Source organism: Bacillus sp. DHT2, from assembly GCF_026241455.1.
In the GTDB taxonomy this organism is placed as follows: Bacteria; Bacillota; Bacilli; order Bacillales; family Bacillaceae_G; genus Bacillus_A; species Bacillus_A pseudomycoides.
In genome coordinates this window covers 110131-134815 of sequence record NZ_JAPHWH010000009.1, presented here as the reverse complement: position 1 = coordinate 134815, position 24685 = coordinate 110131, and the positions used below count along the sequence as shown (strand labels likewise).

Here is a 24685-nt window from a genome sequence, read left to right as displayed (position 1 = left end):
GTTCGCTTTTTTATCATGCAACAACTCAGTTCATTTTCATCGTGAAAAGGTCGGTAATTCTTGTACTAAGGAATTATTGGCCTTTTCTACTCTTACATTACAAACCATGTATGAGAAATATTATTTTTTCTTTCTATATGGGAATTATAGATAAAAAAGGATGGTGAAAATATGACAATTGATCGAATTTGTACAATTGGACCGGCGAGTAATAATAAGGATACTTTGTCGCAGTTAATAAGAAATGGTATGAATATTATCCGCCTTAATTTATCGCATGGTTCCCATGAAAGCCATAAGGAAATAATTCAATTAGTAAAATCTTTAGATGATTCCATCAAAATTTTAGGGGATTTACAAGGACCCAAGATAAGATTGGGAGTTATTGAAGAAAATGGAGTTACTCTTCAAGCAGGAGATACTTTTACTTTATACATTCATTCTATTTCTGGAAACAAAGAAGAAGCAAGTGTTGATTATCCAGGGATTATTAATGACGTGAAAGTTGGAAGTAGAATTCTTATTAATGATGGACAAGTTGAGTTAACGGTTGAAAAGATAAGCGAGGATAAAATAGAAACAAAAGTAAAGGTAGGTGGCGATATAGCTTCTCATAAGGGGGTGAATTTACCAGGTACAATCGTTAGCTTACCAGCTATTACAGAGAAGGATAAAAAAGATATTCAGTTTCTTTTAAGTGAGAACGTTGATTTTATTGCTTGCTCATTTGTTAGAAAACCTTCTCATATACAGGAAATCCGGAACTTTATCCGCCTAAAAAATGAAACTTCACCAAATCTAATTGCTAAGGTGGAAACGATGGAGGCCATCGAGAATTTTCAGGAGATATGTAAAGAAGTGGAGGGTATTATGATTGCCAGGGGCGATTTAGGCGTAGAATTACCGTACCAATTTATTCCGCTTTTACAAAAAATGATGATTCATGAGTGTAATCGCACAAATACGTATGTGATTACGGCAACGCAAATGCTTCAATCCATGGTGGATTATTCTATTCCTACAAGAGCTGAGGTGACTGATGTATTTCAAGCTGTATTGGATGGAACGAATGCTGTTATGCTTTCTGCTGAAAGTGCATCAGGTGATCATCCGATTGAAAGTATTAAAACATTGCGTCTAGTTTCTGAGTTTGCTGAGCATGTAAAAAAAGATGCCCCCTTTGTTATGAAAGATGTGCTGGAATTATTACATAAATCCATTTAGTGTATAGAATTGTATGATATTATTTATCACGATTTCTCCATGTTTAGGTAAGGGGAATCGTGATTTTTTAATTTGTTTGGTATAAAGAAAAGAGAGGTGGAAAACGGTATTTTATTAAATAGACAACAAACGGTACCTTGCAATAAACAATAGTGGATGGTATATTATGGATAACGCAAGTACCTTGCATTGAGTGGTACTGATTGGAAAGGGGGATTATCTTTGAACGTCCAGTTTAAAAAAGGTGTGCTAGAACTTTGTGTACTGGCACTTGTCAAACGAAAAGATTGCTACGGTTATGAGCTCGTTCAGCAAATCTCCAATAAATTTTTAATATCGGAAGGGTCTGTATATCCGTTATTACGTCGATTAACAAAAGAGGGCTATTTTCAAACATATTTAAAAGAATCAACAGAAGGGCCACCGCGTAAATATTATCAATTAACAAATCAAGGTGAAGAACAACTCCATTTACTTGTAACGGATTGGCGTGATTTTGCTAGAGGGGTACAAGAAATTATTGAAGAGGTGTAATGAGATGAACAAAGAACAGTTTCTTCGAGAACTATCAGGACATCTTAGAAAGTTATCAGAAGAAGAAAGACAGGATATTTTATACGATTATGAGGAGCATTTTCAGTTTGGATTAGAGGAAGGGAAGACAGAGGTAGAAATTATAAAAGGACTGGGTTCGCCAAAAGCAATTGCGAAAGAGATGTTAGCGTTATATCGTTTTGATGAGATGAAAAAGGATCCATCTGCTTCAAATATAACAAGAGCTGTAATGGCGGCAATTGGTCTTAGTTTATTAAATTTTATTCTTGTATTAGGTCCTTTAGTCGCAATTATAAGTTTTATATTTGCACTTTGGGTTGGTGGAGTTGCTAGCGTTGTGGCACCACTATTTGTAGTAATTAAAATCCTAACTGGTACTTTTTTGTGGCTTGAGGTATTCGTTTCTATTACGTTTGTTGGTGTTGGATTATTGTTATGTATAGGTGCTTACTACTGTACAAAATGGTTTAAAAAATTTTGTGTGCGCTATGTCAATTGGAATCTCAAAATGATTAGAGGGGAATAGATGAGATGAAAAAGATATTATTAATAGCTGTCGCTTGTATCATTATTGGTGTTATTGGTATATCGTAAACATATTCAAAAACAGTAGATGCGGCGGAAAAGGGAGAAACTGAAAGAGTTATAAAAAATGAAGCAATTAAAAATTTAGAAATTGATTTGGATGCTGAGGATGTTACAGTTCAAAAAGGGAATGATTCTTCTTTTTATATAAAACAATCAGGAAATACTACGAAGCAAAAAATAAGTATTGATGAAAAAGGAGATATATTAAAAGTTCAAGGTAAGATAAAAAAAGGAATTTCATTAGATTTTTCATTTTTATCATTTGGGTTTAAATCGTCGAGGGTAACAATTGTTGTTCCAGAACGTGCTTATCAAGACATAAAAGTAAGTTCTTCTGCTGGGGAGATAACAGTAAATGATGTGAAGAGTGAACGCATAGAAGCAGCAACGCTTGGTGGAGATGTAGAAATAGAGCGGGTGACAGCGAAGAAAGTAGAAGGATCTTCAAAAGCGGGCGGAATTAAAATGAAAAAAGTAAGTGGAAAAGTTGTTGCGAAAACAACAAGTGGAGATGTGGACGTTATTGATCATGACTCTAAATATGATGTGGAAGCAAGCTCGACTGCAGGAGATGTTGATATTCGTCTACTTGAAAAGCCTCAAGATGCGACTATAAGTGGGAAAACATTTGCTGGTGAAGTTAAGGTTTTCAAGGAGGAAGAAAGAAATGTAGTAGTAGGGAATAGGAGCGTAAAAATTAGCGGACAAACATCTGCAGGAGACGTGACAATTGAAGCGAATTAAAAAATAGACCAGTTTAACTGGTCTATTTTTAATGTAAATCGCGATATACCCCGATTACTTTTCCAATAACAGAGACTTTATCTAAAATGATTGGCTCTAAAGAAGAGTTTTCGGGTTGTAAGCGGAAATGATCTTTTTCTTTGTAAAAACGTTTTACAGTTGCTTCATTATCTTCTGTTAAAGCAACAACGATTTCTCCATTGTATGCAGAATGTTGTTGGCGAACAACAACTAAGTCTCCATCCAGAATACCAGCTTCGATCATACTATCTCCAGAGATTCGTAGCATAAACACCTGGTCTGCTCCAGCAACAACGCTTGCAGGAAGTGGGAAGTGTTCTTCTACACTTTCAACTGCTGTAATTGGTAAACCAGCTGTAACTTTTCCGACAATTGGGACTTGAACAACTGATTGTGTGTCTGTTTCGATTCTTACTTCTCCTAAAATTTCAATAGCTCTTGGTTTTGTTGGATCACGTCGAATATAACCTTTTTCTTCTAGACGTGATAAATGTCCGTGCACCGTAGAACTAGAAGCAAGGCCAACCGCTTGACCGATTTCGCGTACGGAAGGTGGATAACCTTTTTCTTGTACTTTTAGTTTAATGAAGTCGAGAATGTCTTGCTGGCGTTTTGTTAACTTTTCCATGTTTTTTTACACCTCGTTTTCTTTCAATTTTCTTACTTATAAGTATAACATGCAAAAAAACATTCTACAAACATAAGTTCGAACAAAAGGACGATTTGTGATACACTAAAGGAAAAATTGAAATAAGGAAGAAGGTTTTAAAATGAATGCAATCATTTATGCCCGTGTAAGCACAACGAAAGAAGCGCAGGAAACTTCATTATCACGCCAAAGAGATGAATTATTGCATTTAGCTGAGCGGTATCAAATGAATGTTATAAAGGTGATTGAGGAGAAGGCAAGCGGCTATACGATTGAACGAGACGGTATATTAGAAGTGTTAGATATGATTCGAGATGAACAGGTCGATGTGCTTCTCATTCAAGATGAAACGCGGCTTGGAAGAGGGAATGCAAAAATTGCTTTAATGCACTGTTTACATAAAGAAAGAATAAAAGTATATACACATACGCATAATGGTGAATTACAGCTTTCTGATTCGGATTCTATGGTACTAGATATTATTGGTATAGTTGAAGAGTATCAGAGAAAGATTCATAATTTGAAGATTAAACGTGGAATGCAGAGAGCGGTAGAAAGAGGGTTTCGTCCAGAAAAAAACTTAAAAAACCGACATTTAAGTACAGGACGTGAAAAGAAAGAAGTGCCGATTGAAGAAATTGTACGTCTGCGTCGCAATGAATTAACATTTGAGGAAATTGCAGCAACGCTTCGTGGTTTTGGACACGATGTATCTAAAGCAACAGTACATCGCAGATACGTGGAATACACGAAGCAATTGCTTGATAAACAAGACTAACTATTGTATGATAATAATCAGTTTTAAGTAGAAAGGGGATTCGAGATGCTAAGTCACGAACTCATTGAACGCATTAACTTCTTAGCGAAAAAAGCGAAAGCTGAAGGATTAACTGAAGAAGAACAACGTGAGCGCCAATCGCTCCGTGAACAATATTTAAAAGGATTTCGTCAAAATATGTTAAACGAATTAAAAGGCATTAAAGTCGTTAACGAAGAAGGTAAAGATATTACACCGACGAAATTAAAAGCATTGAAAAAACAAGATAATACAAAGTTAAATTAAGAGGTGGGCGCAGCCCATCTTTTTTGATTTTAATAGAATGGTTTATTTGGTAACTTTCCAATTACGATTGGTAGTCGCTTCAATTGTCCCCCGCTCTAATATGTAATTTGCGATAAGTTCAGACATATCAATTGGTATGTCTTTTATGATGGGTTTATTTTGGTACATAAAATAATTTCCGCCACCACTTGCACGATAATTATTCATAACTACGTCATATTCTTGATCAAAGTGAATGGGAGATCCGTCATATTGTAAGGAAACTACTCGTTCACCAACTGGTTTTGAAATGTTTAATATGTATGAAACTCCTTCCCACATATCGTAATTGTAATGCTGTGGTTTTGGCGTAGTGTAAGCGGGGTTTACAATAATATCTCCTTCGTTATTTAATGTGAAATATTCAGCGGATAATTCAAGAGCATCTTTAATATCTTTTCCTGTAATACGTATGACCTTCAATGTGTTTGGATAAATATAATTTGATACAATATCTCTCATTGTAATTTGATTTGGAAAGCCAGAAGATTCATTATGAAATAGGCTTGTACAAGAAATATGGACTCCAGCTACCTCCATTTGTACTTTGTTTATAAATTCAATAAAAGGATTGTCTTGTAAACGTGTTTGCATCGCAGTGTGAATTTGCATGTCACCGATAATGGTGCCGATTGGTTGATCTAGCCATTGTTGCGTTTGATTTTCGTAGTCAGATACAAGTGAAAGCGCTTTTTCGTCTGTTTGAACGTCTTTGACAGATAACAGTTCCGATTGACACTTTTTAATTATCATTCGATCTTTATTTTGTTCTAACTCTACTCGAACTTTTCCTAATGAATGGCCATTAGATCCGGGTTGTACAACGGTTACACCATTTACTTTCGTACTTGCAATAGAGCGATGTTGGTGACCTGTTAGTAATATATCAATACCATCTATTTCTTGGCACATCGCATATCCTTGATTCTCACCGGTTAAAATTTCTGTTGGTTCTCCAGATTGTAAATCCCTTTCAAAGCCACCATGATATGCTACGACTAATAAGTCAGGTTGCTCTTGGTTATGAATGAGAGAAACCCATTTTTTTGTTGTTTCTAGTGCATCTTCAAATAGTAAATCTTTAATATGAGGTGGCTGCTCCCAATTTGGGATGTAATGTGTTGTAACTCCCAAGATAGCGACTTTTATATTAGGATGTATGTGTTTAATAATATAGGGTGTCCCAAAGTAAGGATCTTTTGTATGTTTATTTAAAATATTTGCAGATAGATAAGGCATATTCGCGTTTAATATAGCTTTGTTTAATACATCCATTCCATAGTTGAATTCGTGATTTCCGATAACGGCCGCATCATATCCAATGTAATTCGCGATAAGTGACATTGGGTTCTTTTTATGCTGTATATATTTAGCGTAGTAATAGGTGAATGGAGTTCCTTGTATAAAATCGCCGTTATCGATCACAATTACATGTTCATGTTGGTTACGCTCTTGGGTGATACGTGTTGCAAGTTTGGCTAATCCTATTTCTGCTGGCTCGTTATTTCGATAATGAATTGGATAAATCGTACCGTGTATATCGCTTGTTAGTAGAATGTTTATATGAACGATGTTGTTCTTATTCAAGCTTATCAACCTTCTTTTTTTGTTATCTTATGATAAATCATAACAAATAATCTAGGTTTATTTTTTGTCAAATGTTTAGAAAATATAAAAATATATAATGAAGAAAATGAAAATGTTTTTGGAGTATCGTATGATGACAGGAGAAGGAGGAGAATACTATGGCTTTGCAACATGAATTTGTATTTGTTTCAAATGAAAAAGGAGAGCTAAGTTCTGAAGATTTTTCTTGGCATGACAGGGAGTTTTTTTATAAAGATGGAACGGTTGTTGAAGAATGCGTGATATTCAGTGATGAAATTGTTTTGTATGTGTCAGATTTTTTACAGTGGATTCCAACATATAATCCTTTTAAGAAAGAGAAAGGGTTTGGTATCCATTATTATGGTATTACAAAAATCGAGAAAGAGGGAGCAGAAATAGCGATCAACCTATTTCGCTTATTAGTCAATCTCTTTTCATTGGGACCTGAAAAAATAGAACTCACAGGCTCATTTCAATGGACGGTAGAGTGTGATACGGATGGAGAGTATGAACACCTTAGTTTTAATCGAGATATTCTTTGTACAGAGTTAGAGTCTTTAATTAGACTACTCTATAAAGTGGAAGCGGGGGAAGGACACCTTTTGCATTTTGGAATTTAATTTTTTATCGAGCGTAGTGCTCAGACATAACAAATGTTAATTTTTTCTAAATAAAGCCGAAATAAAAGAAATAGCAATTGCTATGAATAAAGAAATACTGGCGATAAGTAACAAGAGGATTGCAATGAGACTATATAAATAACCTAATCCTTCACTCGTTATCATTATACCTCGATCAAAATATAGTATGCTGAACGTGCCAATGGAGAGAATAAGCATGACAACACCTGGGATGTATTTATAAGGTGACTTTAATTTTACTGAAAGGTAAATAGAACTAATTGTAATAAGGGAAAAAACAATTAAAAAGGTGTAGGAAGCCACTTGTTCACTCATCATTTCTCCTCCCGCAGTTTTTATTTGATATATACGATGAAAATTAATATATATTCATTTCTATTATATATGTTGTGAATAAATGGTAAATAGAGGAGTGGCATGGAGGGGGCAGAATATTTGCTAAAGATTTTTATGAGCCACGTATGAAGATACAGATAATTCCCTTTATTATCAATAAATGAATAATGAAAAAGTATAGCAGATTGAAACCCTATACATTGTGAAATTTAGTATGTTTTTTGAACAAATTCGAAAAAAACATCAACATATTTGTCGATACATGTTGTATAATCTTGCGAGGGAAGATATCATATAAATGTGTAAAACGTTTACTAATATAAGCGAAGGGAAGAATAGCATGTCACATTCAATCGAACAACTTTCTATCAACACGATTCGCACATTATCCATTGATGCGATTGAAAAAGCAAACTCTGGTCACCCAGGAATGCCAATGGGTGCAGCACCAATGGCTTATACATTATGGACGCAATTTATGAAACATAATCCAAATAACCCAACGTGGTTTAACCGCGATCGTTTCGTATTATCTGCAGGCCATGGTTCAATGTTATTATACAGCCTACTTCATCTATCTGGTTACGATGTAACAATGGATGATTTAAAGAATTTCCGTCAATGGGGAAGCAAAACTCCAGGACATCCTGAGTATGGTCACACAGCAGGCGTAGATGCAACAACTGGTCCGCTTGGACAAGGTATTTCGACAGCTGTTGGTATGGCAATGGCTGAGAGACATTTAGCAGCGAAGTATAACCGTGATGCATACAATGTAGTTGACCATTATACATACGCAATTTGCGGTGATGGCGATTTAATGGAAGGCGTTTCTGCTGAAGCATCTTCATTAGCTGCTCACTTAGGATTAGGTCGACTTGTTGTATTATACGATTCTAATGATATTTCATTAGATGGTGATTTAAATCGTTCATTCTCTGAAAGTGTAGAAGATCGTTATAAAGCATATGGTTGGCAAGTAATCCGTGTTGAGGATGGAAACGATGTTGCAGCAATTGCGAAAGCAATTGAGGAAGCGAAAGCTGACGAAAAACGCCCAACGCTAATCGAAGTAAGAACAACAATCGGTTTCGGTTCTCCAAACAAATCAGGAAAATCAGCTTCACACGGTTCTCCACTAGGTGTAGACGAAACAAAATTAACAAAAGAAGCGTATGCTTGGACAGCTGAACAAGACTTCCATGTATCAGAAGAAGTATATGATAACTTCCGTAAAACGGTACAAGATGTTGGCGAAACAGCTCAAGCTGAGTGGAACACAATGCTTGGTGAATACGCACAAGCATATCCAGAATTAGCAAATGAATTACAAACAGCGATGAAGGGTCTTCTTCCAGAAGGTTGGGATCAAAACTTACCAACTTATGAATTAGGATCAAAAACAGCAACTCGTTCTTCTTCAGGTACTGTAATTAACGCGATTGCAGAAGCGGTACCATCATTCTTTGGTGGATCTGCAGACCTTGCTGGTTCTAACAAAACATACATGAATAACGAAAAAGACTTTACAAGAGCTGACTACAGCGGTAAAAATATTTGGTACGGTGTACGTGAGTTCGCAATGGGTGCAGCAATGAACGGTATCGCACTTCATGGCGGCTTAAAAACTTACGGTGGTACGTTCTTCGTATTCTCTGATTACTTACGTCCAGCAATCCGTCTTGCAGCATTAATGCAATTGCCTGTAACATATGTGTTTACACATGACAGTATCGCTGTTGGTGAAGATGGTCCAACACATGAACCGGTCGAGCAGTTAGCGGCGCTTCGTGCAATGCCAAATGTATCTGTTATTCGTCCTGCTGACGGTAACGAGTCTGTTGCAGCTTGGAAGTTAGCTTTAGGGTCTACAAATACACCAACTGCATTAATTTTAACTCGTCAAGATCTTCCAACATTAGAAGGTGCAAAAGACGATACGTATGAAAAAGTTGCAAAAGGAGCGTATGTAATTTCTGCAAGCAAGAAAGAAATTGCTGATGTAATCTTACTTGCAACTGGTTCTGAAGTAAGCTTAGCGATTGAAGCGCAAAAAGCATTAGCAGAAGATGGTGTTGATGCAGCTGTTGTCAGCATGCCATCTATGGATCGCTTTGAAGCGCAATCTGCTGAATATAAAGAATCTGTATTGCCAAAAGCAGTAACAAAACGTTTCGCAATTGAAATGGGTGCGACTTTCGGATGGCACCGTTACGTTGGTCTTGAAGGAGATGTACTAGGTATCGATACATTCGGTGCTTCTGCTCCTGGTGAAAAGATCATGGAAGAGTATGGATTCACTGTAGAAAATGTTGTTCGTAAAGTAAAAGAAATGCTTTAATGGTTTGTGAAAAATCTCTCCGGCATGGAGAGATTTTTCTATGTAAATGAGTTTATTCGACAGAAAAAGTTTTTTCTTTCTCCGTAGTCAGACAATCATTGCATATTTTCTTCTATATAATGAAGAGAAAAGGTTGTCCAGAGCGGGAGGGAAAGTATGAAAACGTATGAATTGTATTTAATTCAAGAAGATGTTGCGAAGGCATACTTTGGTCGGGAGTATTTGTTTTTCGATTTATTTGCTCGATTTTCAGAATCTGATTCCCTTTCGGAAAAGAAAGTGTTATATAAGCAGATGATGTATATTACGACACCATTACAAGTAATGAGAATTCACCATAAATTAGAACAGGTTTTACGTAGTTTTGGGAAGTATAATAGAACACATCATACGCACATGCTTTATACTGGGGCAGAATACGGCGAAATAACGGTGAAATCACAATATATTCAAATGAGTACATCCGGAAATGTGTCGATGGAAACGACTTTCTTTGAGGTTCTCAGGAAATGCGAATTGACATTTTTAGCAATGGATTATGAAAATAAAAAGTATGGTTGGTTAAATCCTCTGAAACAAGCACGAACATATGTGTAAAAAATGTCGAATACAATCTTGTCTTATTGAAAAGGTTTTAGTACACTGTAAGGTAGACAACATGAAGGAGGAAAATATATGTCAATTTGGGTAGTTGTTTTAGTGGGCGTATTAGCACTAGTAGCAGGCGTGGCGTTAGGATTTTTCATCGCCCGCAAATATATGATGAATTACTTACAAAAAAATCCACCAATCAATGAACAAATGTTAAAAATGATGATGATGCAAATGGGACAAAAACCATCCCAAAAGAAAATCAATCAAATGATGAGCGCAATGAACAAACAACAAATGAAATAAGCGCTAAAGGGGGCACTCGATAAGAGTGTCCTTTTCTTTTGGAAAACTTTAGTGTTTAAAACTTTTAAAAATTCTGTATTTTTGATAAACTGAAAACATCGCTCATTTCAAGGGAGGGGGATATAATGAAGGTATTTTTTAATTTAGCGTGGTTTTTTAAACAAGAAAAACGGGCGTACATAACGGGAATTATTTTGTTATTTGGTGTAGCACTTCTTGAGCTTGTTGCACCAAAAGTAATTGGAGTTGTTGTAGACCAAATTAATAACCAAACGCTAACATCTGAAAAGTTGTTACAATGGGTTGTTCTTTTAGTAGTTGTCGGGATTACAATGTATATATTACGTTACATATGGCGTATTATGATTTTTGGGTCTTCTTTAAAGCTCGCGCGCCAATTACGAAAGAAATTATATGAACATTTTACAAACATGAGTCCATCTTTTTATCAATCACATCGTACAGGGGACTTAATGGCCCATGCAACGAATGATATTCAAGCAATCCAACAGACAGCTGGAGCAGGCGTTTTGACGCTTGTTGATTCGTTAGCCGTAGGTGGATGCGTGCTAGTGGCTATGGGGTTTACGATTAGTTGGAAGTTAACATTGTTAAGTTTAATCCCAATGCCGATTGTAGCGATTTCAACTAATTATTATGGTACTTTATTACACAGACGTTTTCATAAAGCACAGCAAGCGTTTTCTGAGATCAATGATAAAGTACAAGAAAGTATGAGTGGAATGAAGGTGATTCGCTCAATTGGTCAAGAAAAGGAAGATTTACAAGCATTTCGAAAAAAGTCAGAAGATGTTGTGCATAAAAATATGTTAGTTGCGCGTATCGATTCATTATTTGATCCAACAATTTCTCTTATTGTCGGCTTTTCATTCTTAATCGCTGTGTGCTATGGATCACTATTAGTTGTTCGCGGAGAACTGACAGTTGGTGAGTTAATTACATTTACAACATATTTAGGGACGCTTGTTTGGCCGATGCTCGCATTTGGTTGGCTATTTAATATTATGGAACGTGGTCGTGCTTCATATGACCGTGTGGAAAAAATATTATCTCAAACTTCAGATGTTGTGAATAAAGATGGAGCGGTACATAAAGAGGCAAGCGGTGATATAACGTTTGCAATTGATACATTTTCCTATAAGAAAAATGAAACTCTCCATATAGAAGATATTCATTTCACACTGAAAAAGGGTGAAACATTAGGTATTGTTGGCCGCACTGGTGCAGGGAAAACGACATTGTTAAAATGTTTAATCAGGGAATATGATCATTTTAATGGATCGCTGCAAGTTGGTGGGAAAGATATTCGTGATATGACGCTGCATGGCGTTCGATCTGCTATTTCGTATGTTCCTCAAGACCATTTCCTATTTTCAGCAAGTATAGGGGAAAATATTGCATTTGGAAAGGCTGATGCTACATATAAAGAAATTGCATGTGCTGCTGATATTGCTTGTATTCATGATGATATTGTTCAATTTCCAGAAGGATACGATACGGTAGTAGGGGAACGAGGAGTGTCTTTATCAGGTGGGCAAAAACAAAGGATTTCTATTGCACGTGCTTTACTAACGAATGCTGAAATTTTAATTTTAGATGATTGTTTATCAGCAGTTGATGCAAAGACAGAAGAAACAATTTTAACAGCGCTGAAACGAGAAAGAGAGCAAAAAACAACGATTATTACAGCACATCGGTTAAGTGCCATTCAACATGCAAATCTTATTCTTGTTGTTGATGAAGGGAAAATTGTAGAGCGTGGTACACATGAACAACTAATGAGGCAAGAAGGTTGGTATAAAGAGATGTATGAAAGCCAGCAGTTAGAAGCGTTAGTTGAGAAGGGAGGCATATAATGGCTGAGAAAAAAAGAAGCGATTTATGGCGATTACTTTCTTATATGAAACCATATAAAGGCTTATTGTCACTAGCATTTCTATTTCTAGTTGGTGCAACCGTTACAGAAATGATGGGTCCGTTTTTAATTAAACAGTTTCTTGATGAACATTTAGTTCCCCGTAACTTTGAACAATCAGCACTTGTAACCTTATTTGTTGTATATATGATTGCTCATTTATTAAAGGTTTTATTTACGTATTTAAATTTATTATATTTCCAAAATATAGCTTTCAAAATTGTGCAAGATATGCGAGTGGAAGTATATGAACATGTACAACGGTTGTCATTAAGCTTTTTTGACCGTACACCAATTGGTACCCTCGTATCTCGTATAACAAATGATACAGAAGCAATTAAAGATTTCTATGTGAGTGTGTTATCAACATTTGTAAAAAATGTAGTATTTTTAATTGGAATTTTAGTGGCTATGTTTTTACTTAATGTGAAACTTACATTGTTTTCTCTTTTATTAATACCAATTATGTTGACGATTATGACCATGTATCGCAGGAAAAGCTCTGTTTTTTATTTAGAACTTCGCAATCAATTAAGTATTTTAAATGCAAAGCTTAATGAATCGATTCAAGGGATGAACATTGTGCAAGTGTTTCGTCAAGAAAAACGGATGCGAAAAGAATTTGAAGAAGTGAATAATAAGCATTACAGTGCTGGGCGCCGTACGTTAAAATTAGATGCATTGTTTTTACGACCGGCAACAGATCTTGTTCATATTGTGGCGATTGCATTGGTGCTCGCATTATTTGGAATTGACGCTTTGAATAGTCCAGTTGAAGTTGGGGTATTATATGCTTTTGTTAACTATATTCATCGTTTTTTCCAACCTGTAAATGAAATGATGATGAAATTATCTTTTTTCCAACAAGCACTTGTTTCTTCATCACGTGTCTTTCATTTGATGGATGAAAAAGATTTAGCGCCTATTCAACAAGGGAATGGAGAGCCGAAAGTACATGAAGGAGAAATTGAATTTAAAGATGTTACATTTTCATACGACGGAAAACGTGATGTTTTAAAAAATGTATCTTTTCATGTAAAACCTGGGCAAACAGTTGCTTTTGTTGGGCATACCGGAAGTGGGAAAAGTACAATTATGAACTTGTTGATGCGGTTTTATGATATTAAAGCGGGTCATATTTTAATAGACGGTGTAAACTTAGAAAAGTTTGAAGAGAAGGAAATTCGAAAGAGAATTGGGCTCGTATTGCAAGATGCCTTCTTGTTTGCCGGAAATGTGAAACAAAACATTCGCATGTATAATGAAAGTATTACGGATGAAGAAATAAAAGAAGCAGCACGTTTTGTTCAAGCAAATACGTTTATTGAAAAGTTACCAGAGCAGTATGATACAGAAGTAGTAGAAAGGGGAGCGGCATTCTCAAGTGGACAAAGGCAACTCATCGCGTTTGCTAGAACGATTGCGACAAATCCGAAAGTATTGGTATTAGATGAAGCAACGGCCAATATTGATACAGAAACGGAAGAGGCCATTCAAACAGCGTTGCAGCGTATGCGAAAAGGTAGAACAACAATTGCGATTGCACATCGCTTATCTACTATTCAAGATTCTGACCAAATCTTTGTTATGCATGATGGAGAAATTATAGAAAGAGGAACACATCAAGAGTTACTGAGTAAGCAAGGGTTATATTACAATATGTATTTACTTCAGAATAAAGGAAGCCTTCAGAAAGCCTTGTAGTATTAAGGTTTTGAAGGCCTCTTTTTTATTCTTTTAAAAATGATCACATTGCTGTAATTTCTGTTACGCCTCACATACTGAATTCGTAATGATATTCTGTTCTTTCAATACATACACCAACTTCTAAATCATCTCCAACTAATATAAAATCTTCATCATACAAATTATAACTTCTTTTTCTAGTGGGTTTTCTTAACTCAGTATTATTACCGATAAAATCTGTAAGTTTGTTGTTGAGAAACATTTGTACTATTGATGAATGAAAGGAATTAAGGAGCGTAGGAAGAATATCGTTTATAAAGAATAAGACGATGCTGTCAAATTATCATACCTATTAATGGAATAAATATGAATTTTAGAAACTTTAGAAGAAAATGAGATTTGGAAATAATAGCAGTTATTGTATTGCAACAGCATAGCAATCTATAAACTCTGCGTCATCTTTCTAAAAAAGGAGGGAGTATTATGCAAGCGTTGTTTAAAAGATGTATGGTGTTGATTGCTGCATTCATTTTACTGGTTACTTCTGTTGGTGGTATTGCAACTGCTGAGACCAATGCTACGCCAATTTATAGGGAGATGCTTCCACCGAAAGAAACATTCAATCCAGGAGATTGGTTTTTAGGTGAGAAGCCTCTAAATTATGATGAAAATAGGCCACCTATTGTTTTTGTGCAAGGGAGAAATGGAAGTGCGGATAGTTGGTATGGAAAAACAGTTTATCACGATGCAAACGATATGTATGATTATGCTTATCGTGCAGGATATCAAACTGTATTTGTTCAACTATATGATGCAGCTGGGAAGGGATCTGCAAGTCAGTGGGATAATGGCAAATTGTTGGCTGCAAAACTAGAAGAGATTTATAATCATTTTGGTAAAAAAGTGAATATTGTGGCTCATAGTAAAGGTGGAATTGACACTCAAGCAGCACTCATTCAATATGGTGCGAATCGTTTTGTAGGAAAAGTCATTACACTGGCTTCGCCGCATTATGGATCAAATTTAGCAGACTTATCGTATAGTTGGTGGGCTGGTTGGCTGGCTTCATTACTCGGACAAAGAGACGATGGCACTTATTCTTTACAAACAGGTGAAATGGCACAATTTCGTTCTGTAATAGATAACAATCCAAATGTTAAATTAAATCGTTACTATACAGTTGCAGGTACAAGTTGGGGACCGGCTTTCTCTGCTCTATCTTTAGGTGGGCTATACCTTTCCGCGTATGGCTCCAATGATGGATTAGTGAATGAATGGAGTGCAAAATTACCTTATGGAACACACTTATTTACCGATTCTAGATTTGATCATGATGATATACGAAAAGGTTCGGCGGTGTTTTCTCGAATTGAACCATATTTACGCACTTCTACCGCCACGTTCGTTCCTTATACTTCAAATAATAATGCTAGAGAACTTGTTAATGATTTAAATACTACTTCTAATCAAACCGTTTTAGGTGGAGAACTAATACAGAATAAATGGATTGATCAAACGTTTGCTGTAGATACAAAAACAGAGGGCGTTGTCTCGGTGTTAACAGCATCTTCAGAAGTGAAAATACAACTTATTTCTCCGTCGGGAAAAGTATATACAAACGAAGATAGTAAGGTCACGATAGGAGATGAAACTTCCTACTTTAAGGGTGCGTCTATTCGGACATTTAAAATAAATCGAATGGAAATAGGGGAATGGCATGTTAAACTAATGACAGCACATGCAAAAGATGCTTATATGATTGTTAGTGATTATAAACAAAAAGCACCGTTTACTTTGAAAATGCCAGGGAAAATCAAAGCTGATAAAGTTGAATTTCAATTGAAACAATCTACTAAAGAACTAGGAAAACAAGAGGATCTTTCTTTCACTGTCCGAGTTGTTGATCGAGAAGGGAATTTAGTATCGCAATCGAATCAGTTGCAAAGGTTAGATGAGGCTGCATTCACAGGCCTTTTGAATCATATTAAAAAGTCAGATGTATATAATGTGACGATTGATATTAAAGGTATTAACTCAGAAGGTAAAGCTTATACTCGTACGATTGTACGTTCGGTGTATATTGAAAAATAAAAAGTATGGAGGTATTACAGTTTAAAGCTTATTTTATGATTCAATTATTGAGTATATTCTTTTCAAAAAGATATAGGAATATGGAAAGAAAATGGATTATAGTAAATAATCAGGTCTAAATGTAGTAAGGCAAAGAATTATAAATTAAAATATATATTTACTTCAAAATATAAGAGGTCTTCAGGAAAAACTACGAGAACAAGGTTTTCCTGAAGGCTTTTTTATACTATCATATCTGATTATCGATATTTTTACTCTACTTTTAAAAATTCAATATGTATTCTATCAACTTCAATTTCAACATATTTGTTAAACCATTTGCTATATTCCGAGAGATACCCATCGCTATCTGTGAAAAGTATATCCAAATTTTACAGAGAGTTATTTTAATACGTAGTATAATAGAATAAAATGGATTTTAAAAGTTTAGGTAATATTTTACTAAGCCATAAAGGAGAAAAAAGATGGAATATGTACTTATATGTGTAATTTTAGCTCTATTAGCTGGAGTATTTGTACTGTTTTATAAGAATAAACAGTTAGAATCAGAAAACCAACAAGTGGAATTTGAAAAGACAAAGTCAATAGAAAACTATCAGAGTGAGATGGCTGCAGCTGTAGCGGATTATGAAGAAAAGCAGGAGACATTAAAAAACATAGAGCGTAAAAAGTACAATAATTTAAAAGAGAGTGCAGCTAGAGAAGTAGAAAACATGAGAGTGATGAAGAATCAATTAGCGATGCAGCATAGTAAAGAGCGTAGTGAAATGCAACAGAAACACAGTAATGAGATACATATGTTACAAGATCTAATTACAGAATTAAGAGCGTATTCTAGAAATGGTGAAGAAATGAATACGCATGAAATATTACATTATATGAAACGGGGATTTGTTCAGGAAGGAATCATAACTGAAGACGAACTACATATTATTCCAAATATATTTCTTCCTAAAGTACATAGTAGAAGAGGAAATAAAATGGGGAATACTCGAGTTGATCATATATTGTTATCGACAACCGGAATATATGTAATTGAGACAACAGAATGGCAAGGAAGAATGATACACGGATTGACGAAAGAAAATGCAGGGGTATATTCATTTATGATTGATGAGATTGGTAAGTATCAAAATGAATATGAGAAGGAAGAGACATTTGTTTTTATGAAAAAGGGAGATTCAATGACTCTAATGGTAGAAAACGTAGGAAACCCCGTTTATAAAGCAAAACATCTTTCAACAATTGTATATGATTACTTGAAAGAGGTTCATTCGCAAGCTCTAAAAGAAGAAGTTAAGCCCACTGTATATTTCGGGAATGAGACAAATGGAAGTGGAAATGAAATGATCGATCTTTCCAATGAAGTACTTCCGAGGTTGAAGGATAGAGAGCAACTTGTTACGTATTTTAGAAAGGAAAGATTGGAAGGGAAAGTACTATATACAGTGCAAGAATTACAAGGGATAAAAGAAATGATTGAATGTATGGGAGAAGTGAAGTTGTAAAAAATCTGATGTGATAAAGGTGATTTTTCATTGGGAGCGTATAGAGATTTTTTATTACGGGCAACATTGTATGTTTATGTTTTTTTATGTTTTTTTATATTTGTTTATATGTATCGCTTTCATATTCATCATTGGCACGACTCATTCGTCTTATAATACTGTGAGTATTTTAGTGGTATCAATTCCGTTTATTCTTTTACTGGCTCTTCAGTGGATCGTTTTTCATTTTTCTGGTGGTAATAATAAGGGCATATTTAAAAGTATTACAATTGTGGGAGCGGTATTATTCAGTATTTGTATCGTACAACTAGGTGTAAATGAGTATAATTCAAAGTTTCAAACAGATAGATGGCTAAAAGATGAACGGAAACGAGTATATATGATAGATGATCTTCTAACGAAACATAAACTAGTGGGAAAACCTAAGAAAGAGATTGTACAATTGTTAGGAAAACCAACTGAGACAAGGCGTTTTGAGGAAATGAATCAAACTGTTTATTACCTTGGAGATGAAAGAGGGTTTATTCCTATAGATAGTGAATGGCTCATTCTTCAATTTGATAATGATGATAAGGTGGTAGAGCATAGGTTATATAAAGATTGAAATGAAAAGCAGAAGATCATTATGAGTTATGGTCTTCTGTTTTTTTGTTAATGAATGTAAAAAAGTAGAAAATGGGATTTCTTGTCTATGTGAATTGAGAAAATTTCATTATACTTTAAACTAGTTTTGTAATCTAGAAGTTTATTAGATTACTAAATAACTTTTATTATGTTAGAAAAGGAGGGAAGTTAACACGAAATGATTCAATACATAACGCGTTAAACAAGTATCATGAAAAAAGGAATTTATAATGTTTTAGCAATGTTAATTGCACTTTAAGTTGTAAGGGTGCCAACTTCTTCATTTGCAGCTCCAGTAGAAAAAACAGTAGCAATATCGACGGATGAATAAGCGTTAAAAAGCATTGAGGAACATATGAAAGAGTATATGGAAGGCGAGGTTAGCCGAGGAGATAATCAAGTGGTTGAAAGTGAAGTGCAAGGAGAATTTCTCGTACATATTATAAAATCAACTCCTTTATACGATTCTGTTGATTTGCAGCATGTAACAGGTGCAGAGCTTTCTGAACCAGTAGTCAAAGCTTCAAAATTCAGTGAAAACAAAGAAGTTAGATGGGAAATCAACTGCCCGTAAAAGTCTCATTGGTGAGAGCTGAAGAAAAGTATCCACTGATTAAAGTTTCACTTTATTGGTCAGAGGGATGCTGGAAAGTTAGAATTTTATAAAAATAAATGGAATTAAAATAGGGAATGATGTGCGGTTAATTTATTGAATATAAAGATAACAAGAAAAAGGGATATACATATGGAAGATTTACAAACACTCGGTTCATTCTTTTTAGGCCTAGGTACAATGTTTGCGGGGCTAGGGGTATTGCTTGCAGGTATTGGTGTGTATACAAAGTTTTCACGTGAATTAAAATGATGAAAGCATCCGTACAGGATGCTTTTTTATTTTTTTTTCAATATGCTACAAAAAGGAATCGTATATTCTTTATGGAATAAGGAATGAAAATGGCAGGGGGAGTGTATATATGGATGCATTGGAACAATTTCATAATCTTACATGCCAGATTCATGACAAGATATTACTGATATAAGGTAACAAGAATGAAAAGGAGGTAAGACGGTGAAAAAAATACCAACTGAAGCCTTGAGTAAGGAATTGATGGAAAGAGAAGGGGTTATATCTATTACAGTTAAAGAATTTGAAAAAATTGAAGTCGCTGGAGTGGTAGTATCTGGGCCAGCAGTCATTTTAATTAATCAAGATTAACAGAGTACATATAATGAATATAGAAAAATAGTGAAAAGCATCCTATGTGGATGCTTTTTTATTTGCTAAAAAAGAAATATATAAGATAATAGAGCCATTGGAGGGGAAAGAAAGTGGCTATTATTATTACAATGTTTCTAATGGGGATTTTATTAGGGTTTGTTGGAGCAGGTGGAGCTGGGTTTATTATTGCAGTGCTCACTCTCGTATTTCATGTGCCAATTCACATAGCGCTCGCGACATCATTAACAGCAATGGCATTTACAACACTTTCTGGAGTGATAAGTCATTATCGAGAAAGAAATGTTGTCATGAAAATTGGCTGTGTTGTAGGAGGATTTGGTGCGCTTGGATCATATGTTGGATCTAAAATTGGTGCTGGGATTCCTGCACAGCTCCTTCATTGGTTTACGGCTGGTATGTTATTTTTATCAGCGATATGCATGTTAGTTCGTTTGTTTTTTGTGCAAAATCAAAAAGAGTTGTCTGCTAGTTTATCAGATCAGTTATCTCCATATGTATTAGGAAAAGGAGCTATGTTAGGAATTGCAACTGGGATATTAGCAGGAGCATTTGGAATTGGTTCAGCACCTTTCATTCAACTAGGATTAATGGCATTACTAGGCTTATCAATTCATCAGTCAGTAGGGACTACAATGCTTGTTATTTTACCAATCGCAATTGGTGGAGGAGTTGGATATACTTCAGCAGGATATTTAGATTACATGTTATTAGTACAAGTTTTAATGGGAACAATGCTCGGGGCATATATAGGCGCGAAGTTTACAAATTATGCACCTCGTATTATTTTGAGGTTTTCGATGATCATGACACCTGTTTTAGCTGGATGTATGTTATTAATGGAATAAGAAATAAAGTACTGGGGGGAAGAGGTGTGTCTGCTCATTTTCATAAATTGTTATGTGTAGGTTTTTGGATTGCATTACTTATATCAGGAATATATCCAAAGGATTCTTTTACATGGGTTTTAGAGGTCGCACCTGCAGCTGTTTTAGTACTCATTTTAATGATTACATATCGACGTTTTCGATTTACAACGTTCACATACGTATGGACTTGGATTTATATGTTGATATTGCTCATTGGAGGCCATTATACATATGCAGAAGTACCATTATTCAATTGGCTACGCGATGCTTATGATTTAGAAAGAAATTACTATGATCGTGTTGGGCATTTTATGCAAGGATTTGTTCCAGCATTATTATCATGAGAAGTACTTATAAAGGTAGTTGAGATTCAAAAAAAAGGATGGCTAGAACTACTTGTAATATCAGTTTGTTTAGCATTTAGTGCATTATATGAGTTGTTAGAGTTTGCAGTTGCAAAATTAACGGGGACAGGAGCAGAAGCATTCCTTGGAACACAAGGAGATGTTTGGGACACACAGTGGGATATGACACTTGCATTAATTGGGGCGATGTTGGCAATGCTATTATTTCGTAATGTTAAAAATATAAAATGATGGATTAATATGTTTTACGTATGAATTATGTAAGTAATTCATATTTCCCATATAAAAGGATTTATTATAATATAATGAGTGTAGCGTCCGAGTATTCGACGCATTACTAGTATTATATCCCTATCCCTTTTCTAAAAATGCGAACAAGTTTTGCCCTATTCTATTCAATGTTTGATTGTATAGAAATATATTGTTCGATGCCCATTATGGAGCGTACATAATGGGGAAATCCCGATCCTTAAAGAGGATGCCCCTAATCTTCATGTGAAAATATGATCGGATGAAGAAAGCTGACCAATGTATGGTCAGCTTTCTTTTTTGTGTAAAAATAATTCTTCTGTAATTTCGGTTTGTAATAGCAGTGTTTTTCCAAAGCGGCGTTTGCATTCATCTCTTACTTTTTGAGTGGCAAGTGTATGAGAAGTGGCAGACACGGTGACAGTTGCTTGCCGAGATTTTCGGTTTTCTTCACAAAAAACACACTCCACAACATATTTAGAAATCATACTCTCATCCTTCCGCTTGAATTTCTAGGAATGAGTTGTCTTTGAAGTTGATATAATCTTTCGTTACAAATTCAGCATTTTCCTCTATTTTCAAGGAGAAGAACAGGGTAAGAAAGAATACTAGGTATGGGAGGAGAGACACATGAAAAGATGGAATGGAACAGCAGCTATATGTGTGAATGAAAAAAATGAAATTTTGATGGTATTACAGGGGAAGAAAGAGGAACCGAAAAGGTGGTCAGTACCAAGTGGTGGACAAGAAGAAGGAGAAACATTAGAAGAGTGTTGTATCCGAGAAGTTGTTGTTTTTATTTTTAGAAAATTCGATAATTAAATTGATTTCAGTTTGAATTTTTGTTAAATTGATAGTTAATTAAGGCTACTAACATATTACAAGTAAAGTTGAGGCGAGTTATGGTACAATCCATTGATCGAGCAATAAGTATTATTAAGTTATTGAATTCTATAAATGACAAAGAATATTGGGCTATTTCTGATATAGCTGATAGAACACATCTCCCAGTTAGTACAGTACATAGGTTACTTAACTCTCTAATGGAGCATGGATTAGTTACGCAAGTTTCAGAAACAAAACAGTATACAACTGGACCAATGTGGATGGAAATAGGGTTACGTCAATTAGAGAAGGTAGACTACAGATCTGTTGCAAGAGAAGTGATGAAGCGTTTGGCCTTTGAAGTTGAAGAAAGTGTTTACTTGAACATTCCAAATGGAACACATTCTATTATTATTGAAAGAATGGATAGCCCTTTAAAAATTCGAGTTATCGATAACTTAGGGGAACAGATTCCTCTTTCGATTGGCGCCGCAAATAAAACGATGCTTGCCAATATGAAAACAAATGAAATGGAATACATTGTAGAACAGTTACTTTCTTCTTTACCAGAACAAAAGCAAATGCTTTTTGATCAACTCGCAATGATAAGAAATGAAGGATATGCTGTGAGTTATGGTGAGAAAACAGAAGGAACAGCTTCAGTAGCTGCATCTATTATAGGATTTAATCATAAAGTAGTAGGAGCACTAAGTATTGGATTAATTAATCATCGTATTAACGATGATCGACTATCTTTTCTTATTAGTAAGGTCAAACAAGCGGCTAATGAAATATCAATAAAAATCGGCAGAACATCGGAATAATAATTTTGATAGTCTGTCGTCATTTTTTTTATTCATATAGTGGAAATGAATTTCATTATGTGGAAAAATAGGGGGATTTATATGTCAAAATGGCAATCAAAAGAACAATTGGTTCAATTATTAAGCGATCTTGTTGAAATTCCTAGTATTACTGGCTCGGAAGCTGAGATTATATTGCCAGATTTTGTTGTTGGCCAACTAACGGATCTAGATTATTTCAAACAAAATTCCAATCATGTGCAAAAAAATCCGACGGGGGATGGACGATATTTTGTTACTGCTCTAGTAAAGAAAAATAATAATACAAAAAATACAGTAATTCTTGTTAGTCACTTTGATGTTGTAGATGTGCAAGATTATGGGAGGTGGAAAGCGGATGCATTTAGCCCTAAAAAATTAACATCTATGTTTTATTCTCATAAAGATGAGCTACCGAATCATGTACGTGAAGATATAGAAAAAGGGGATTGGCTATTTGGTAGAGGAACAATGGATATGAAATGTGGTCTAGCTTTGCAAATGGCAATGGTTGAGCAAGCTTGTGAAGGGAAGTTTGACGGAAATGTCCTTTTATTAGCTGTTCCAGATGAAGAAGTGAACTCTGTAGGAATGAGAGCTGCTGTTCCAAGATTATTAGATTTAGCAAAAGAACATAACCTAGAATATAAAACGGTTTTAAATTCAGAGCCTATGTTTACGCGTCATCCTGGTGATCAAAATAAGTATATTTACACGGGTTCTATTGGTAAGGTGTTACCTGGTTTCCTTTGTTATGGAAAGGAAACACATGTAGGCGAACCTTTTGCGGGATTAAATGCTAATTATATGGCTTCATTATTAACAGCTGAATTAGAATTGAATACGGAACTTTGTGATATTGTAGAAGGCGAAGCGAGCCCTCCACCAACTAATTTGTTTCAAAGAGACTTAAAGGAGGATTATTCTGTACAAATTCCTCATCGTGCAGTCACATTGTTTAATTTATTTTTACTAGAAAAAACGATGACAGATGTAATTTCGTTGTTACATCAAAAAGTAACGAAAGTAGCAGAAAAAATCGAAGACTCGTATGAGAAGCGAGCATATCGTTTTTCTAAGTATAATCCGTTCATACCGCCTAATCTTAAAGTAAATGTATTAACGTATGAAGAGCTTATCGCTTATGCAATTGAACAACATGGGCAAGAAAAAATAGCTGATATTCAATCTACTGTTATAAAAAATAGTGAAGATAAAGATGATCGTGCGGTAACAATTGATTTAGTTGATAAATTAGCTATTTTATGTAAAGAAAAGGCACCAATGATTGTGCTTTTCTTTGCCCCACCGTACTATCCAGCTGTGAGTTCACGTCACAATCCTTTAATTAAAGAAGTAGTTAGGGAAATGGAAAGATATGCTCACTACAATCATGGAATTACATTTGAAAATCAAAATTATTTTGGAGGAATTTCAGATTTAAGCTATGTAGGCTTACAGTATCCAGTTGATTCAATGAGCTCACTTGTAGAAAATATGCCATTATGGGATAAAGGCTATTCAATTCCGCTCCAGGAGTTAGAAGAGTTTGATGTTCCAGTATTAAATATGGGACCAGTAGGAAAAGATGCACATCAATGGACAGAACGTCTGGACATAAATTACGCATTTGAAACGCTATTAGATATGTTGTCTATATGTATTGAAAAATTACTTGTTTCAAATAAAATTACACAGTCATAGTTATGTTTGTGTAGGAGAGAAGGGAATTAAGAAAAGGATAGAA

Annotated in this window: 22 protein-coding genes and 5 pseudogenes; 22 read left to right on the top strand and 5 right to left on the bottom strand. The window is 35.0% G+C overall.

Annotated elements, in window-relative coordinates; all coding sequences use genetic code 11:
* The first annotated feature begins 171 nt into the window (after positions 1-171).
* From ORL93_RS20180 to ORL93_RS20165, 4 genes and pseudogenes are all read left to right on the top strand, one after another.
* The gene (locus ORL93_RS20180) at positions 172-1224 is read left to right on the top strand and encodes a pyruvate kinase (RefSeq protein ID WP_018781447.1); all 1053 of its coding nucleotides are present in this window, start codon (positions 172-174) and stop codon (positions 1222-1224) included.
* Positions 1225-1446: 222 nt separating this feature from the next.
* Complete coding sequence (locus tag ORL93_RS20175) at positions 1447-1758, top strand: PadR family transcriptional regulator (protein WP_003199239.1); 312 nt, start codon at positions 1447-1449, stop codon at positions 1756-1758.
* 4 nt (positions 1759-1762) lie between these two features.
* Positions 1763-2305 (top strand): DUF1700 domain-containing protein, encoded by a 543-nt coding sequence (locus ORL93_RS20170; protein ID WP_265959403.1) that lies wholly within the window; start codon positions 1763-1765, stop codon positions 2303-2305.
* A gap of 5 nt (positions 2306-2310) precedes the next feature.
* Positions 2311-3111, top strand: a pseudogene (locus ORL93_RS20165) (DUF4097 family beta strand repeat-containing protein).
* Between the two features lie 28 nt (positions 3112-3139).
* Here ORL93_RS20165 and lexA read toward each other — a convergent pair.
* Entirely contained in the window at positions 3140-3760 is a 621-nt protein-coding gene (lexA, locus tag ORL93_RS20160) for a transcriptional repressor LexA (RefSeq protein ID WP_003199232.1), read from the bottom strand.
* Between the two features lie 142 nt (positions 3761-3902).
* On the opposite strand from lexA, the gene ORL93_RS20155 reads away from it, so the two are divergent.
* Together ORL93_RS20155 and ORL93_RS20150 are read left to right on the top strand one after the other, a co-directional pair.
* Positions 3903-4559 (top strand): YneB family resolvase-like protein, encoded by a 657-nt coding sequence (locus ORL93_RS20155; protein WP_018781450.1) that lies wholly within the window; start codon positions 3903-3905, stop codon positions 4557-4559.
* A 45-nt stretch (positions 4560-4604) separates the two neighbouring features.
* Complete coding sequence (locus tag ORL93_RS20150) at positions 4605-4844, top strand: DUF896 domain-containing protein (RefSeq protein ID WP_003199228.1); 240 nt, start codon at positions 4605-4607, stop codon at positions 4842-4844.
* A gap of 42 nt (positions 4845-4886) precedes the next feature.
* Here the strand turns inward: ORL93_RS20150 and ORL93_RS20145 are convergent, their stop codons facing one another.
* Entirely contained in the window at positions 4887-6470 is a 1584-nt protein-coding gene (locus tag ORL93_RS20145; protein ID WP_265959401.1) for a bifunctional metallophosphatase/5'-nucleotidase, read from the bottom strand.
* Between the two features lie 158 nt (positions 6471-6628).
* On the opposite strand from ORL93_RS20145, the gene ORL93_RS20140 reads away from it, so the two are divergent.
* Positions 6629-7111 carry a coproporphyrinogen III oxidase gene (locus tag ORL93_RS20140; protein ID WP_097793897.1) on the top strand — a complete coding sequence of 161 codons (483 nt, stop codon included), beginning with the start codon at positions 6629-6631 and terminating at the stop codon, positions 7109-7111.
* A gap of 36 nt (positions 7112-7147) precedes the next feature.
* On the opposite strand, the gene ORL93_RS20135 is transcribed toward ORL93_RS20140, so the two are convergent.
* Complete coding sequence (locus ORL93_RS20135; protein ID WP_033798261.1) at positions 7148-7447, bottom strand: hypothetical protein; 300 nt, start codon at positions 7445-7447, stop codon at positions 7148-7150.
* Positions 7448-7808: 361 nt separating this feature from the next.
* On the opposite strand from ORL93_RS20135, the gene tkt reads away from it, so the two are divergent.
* From tkt to ORL93_RS20110, 5 genes are all read left to right on the top strand, one after another.
* The gene (gene tkt, locus ORL93_RS20130; protein ID WP_003199219.1) at positions 7809-9809 is read left to right on the top strand and encodes a transketolase; all 2001 of its coding nucleotides are present in this window, start codon (positions 7809-7811) and stop codon (positions 9807-9809) included.
* A gap of 156 nt (positions 9810-9965) precedes the next feature.
* Entirely contained in the window at positions 9966-10406 is a 441-nt protein-coding gene (gene sirA / locus ORL93_RS20125; protein ID WP_003199216.1) for a sporulation inhibitor of replication protein SirA, read from the top strand.
* A 78-nt stretch (positions 10407-10484) separates the two neighbouring features.
* Positions 10485-10706, top strand: coding sequence for a YneF family protein (locus tag ORL93_RS20120; protein WP_003199214.1), 222 nt, complete (start codon positions 10485-10487; stop codon positions 10704-10706).
* Positions 10707-10831: 125 nt separating this feature from the next.
* Positions 10832-12583, top strand: coding sequence for an ABC transporter transmembrane domain-containing protein (locus ORL93_RS20115; RefSeq protein ID WP_265959400.1), 1752 nt, complete (start codon positions 10832-10834; stop codon positions 12581-12583).
* Positions 12583-14346, top strand: coding sequence for an ABC transporter ATP-binding protein (locus ORL93_RS20110; RefSeq protein WP_003207987.1), 1764 nt, complete (start codon positions 12583-12585; stop codon positions 14344-14346). Before ORL93_RS20115 ends, ORL93_RS20110 begins: the two co-directional genes overlap by 1 nt.
* A 70-nt stretch (positions 14347-14416) precedes the next feature.
* On the opposite strand, the pseudogene ORL93_RS31565 reads toward ORL93_RS20110, so the two are convergent.
* Positions 14417-14497, bottom strand: a pseudogene (locus ORL93_RS31565) (YxiF family protein); the annotation flags it as partial.
* Between the two features lie 314 nt (positions 14498-14811).
* Between ORL93_RS31565 and ORL93_RS20105 the strand changes: the two are divergent.
* From ORL93_RS20105 to ORL93_RS20075, 7 genes and pseudogenes are all read left to right on the top strand, one after another.
* Complete coding sequence (locus ORL93_RS20105) at positions 14812-16419, top strand: esterase/lipase family protein (RefSeq protein WP_033799037.1); 1608 nt, start codon at positions 14812-14814, stop codon at positions 16417-16419.
* Between the two features lie 464 nt (positions 16420-16883).
* The gene (locus ORL93_RS20100) at positions 16884-17927 is read left to right on the top strand and encodes a nuclease-related domain-containing protein (protein ID WP_003199202.1); all 1044 of its coding nucleotides are present in this window, start codon (positions 16884-16886) and stop codon (positions 17925-17927) included.
* Positions 17928-17957: 30 nt separating this feature from the next.
* Positions 17958-18531, top strand: a pseudogene (locus tag ORL93_RS20095) (hypothetical protein).
* 387 nt (positions 18532-18918) lie between these two features.
* Positions 18919-19125 carry a hypothetical protein gene (locus ORL93_RS20090; protein WP_142308438.1) on the top strand — a complete coding sequence of 69 codons (207 nt, stop codon included), beginning with the start codon at positions 18919-18921 and terminating at the stop codon, positions 19123-19125.
* A 495-nt stretch (positions 19126-19620) separates the two neighbouring features.
* Complete coding sequence (locus tag ORL93_RS20085; RefSeq protein WP_003199195.1) at positions 19621-19767, top strand: BC1881 family protein; 147 nt, start codon at positions 19621-19623, stop codon at positions 19765-19767.
* A gap of 113 nt (positions 19768-19880) precedes the next feature.
* Complete coding sequence (locus tag ORL93_RS20080) at positions 19881-20636, top strand: sulfite exporter TauE/SafE family protein (RefSeq protein ID WP_097793893.1); 756 nt, start codon at positions 19881-19883, stop codon at positions 20634-20636.
* Between the two features lie 26 nt (positions 20637-20662).
* A pseudogene (locus ORL93_RS20075) lies at positions 20663-21253 on the top strand (DUF2238 domain-containing protein).
* A gap of 305 nt (positions 21254-21558) precedes the next feature.
* On the opposite strand, the gene ORL93_RS20070 reads toward ORL93_RS20075, so the two are convergent.
* Complete coding sequence (locus ORL93_RS20070) at positions 21559-21759, bottom strand: DUF3903 domain-containing protein (protein WP_097793891.1); 201 nt, start codon at positions 21757-21759, stop codon at positions 21559-21561.
* Between the two features lie 142 nt (positions 21760-21901).
* Between ORL93_RS20070 and ORL93_RS20065 the strand changes: the two are divergent.
* The 3 genes and pseudogenes from ORL93_RS20065 to ORL93_RS20055 all read left to right on the top strand — a co-directional run.
* A pseudogene (locus tag ORL93_RS20065) lies at positions 21902-22060 on the top strand (NUDIX hydrolase); the annotation flags it as partial.
* Positions 22061-22173: 113 nt separating this feature from the next.
* On the top strand, positions 22174-22920 hold the full coding sequence (locus ORL93_RS20060; RefSeq protein WP_018765299.1) for an IclR family transcriptional regulator: 747 nt from the start codon (positions 22174-22176) through the stop codon (positions 22918-22920).
* 81 nt (positions 22921-23001) lie between these two features.
* Positions 23002-24642, top strand: coding sequence for a M20/M25/M40 family metallo-hydrolase (locus ORL93_RS20055; protein ID WP_097793889.1), 1641 nt, complete (start codon positions 23002-23004; stop codon positions 24640-24642).
* Positions 24643-24685 lie beyond the last annotated feature (43 nt).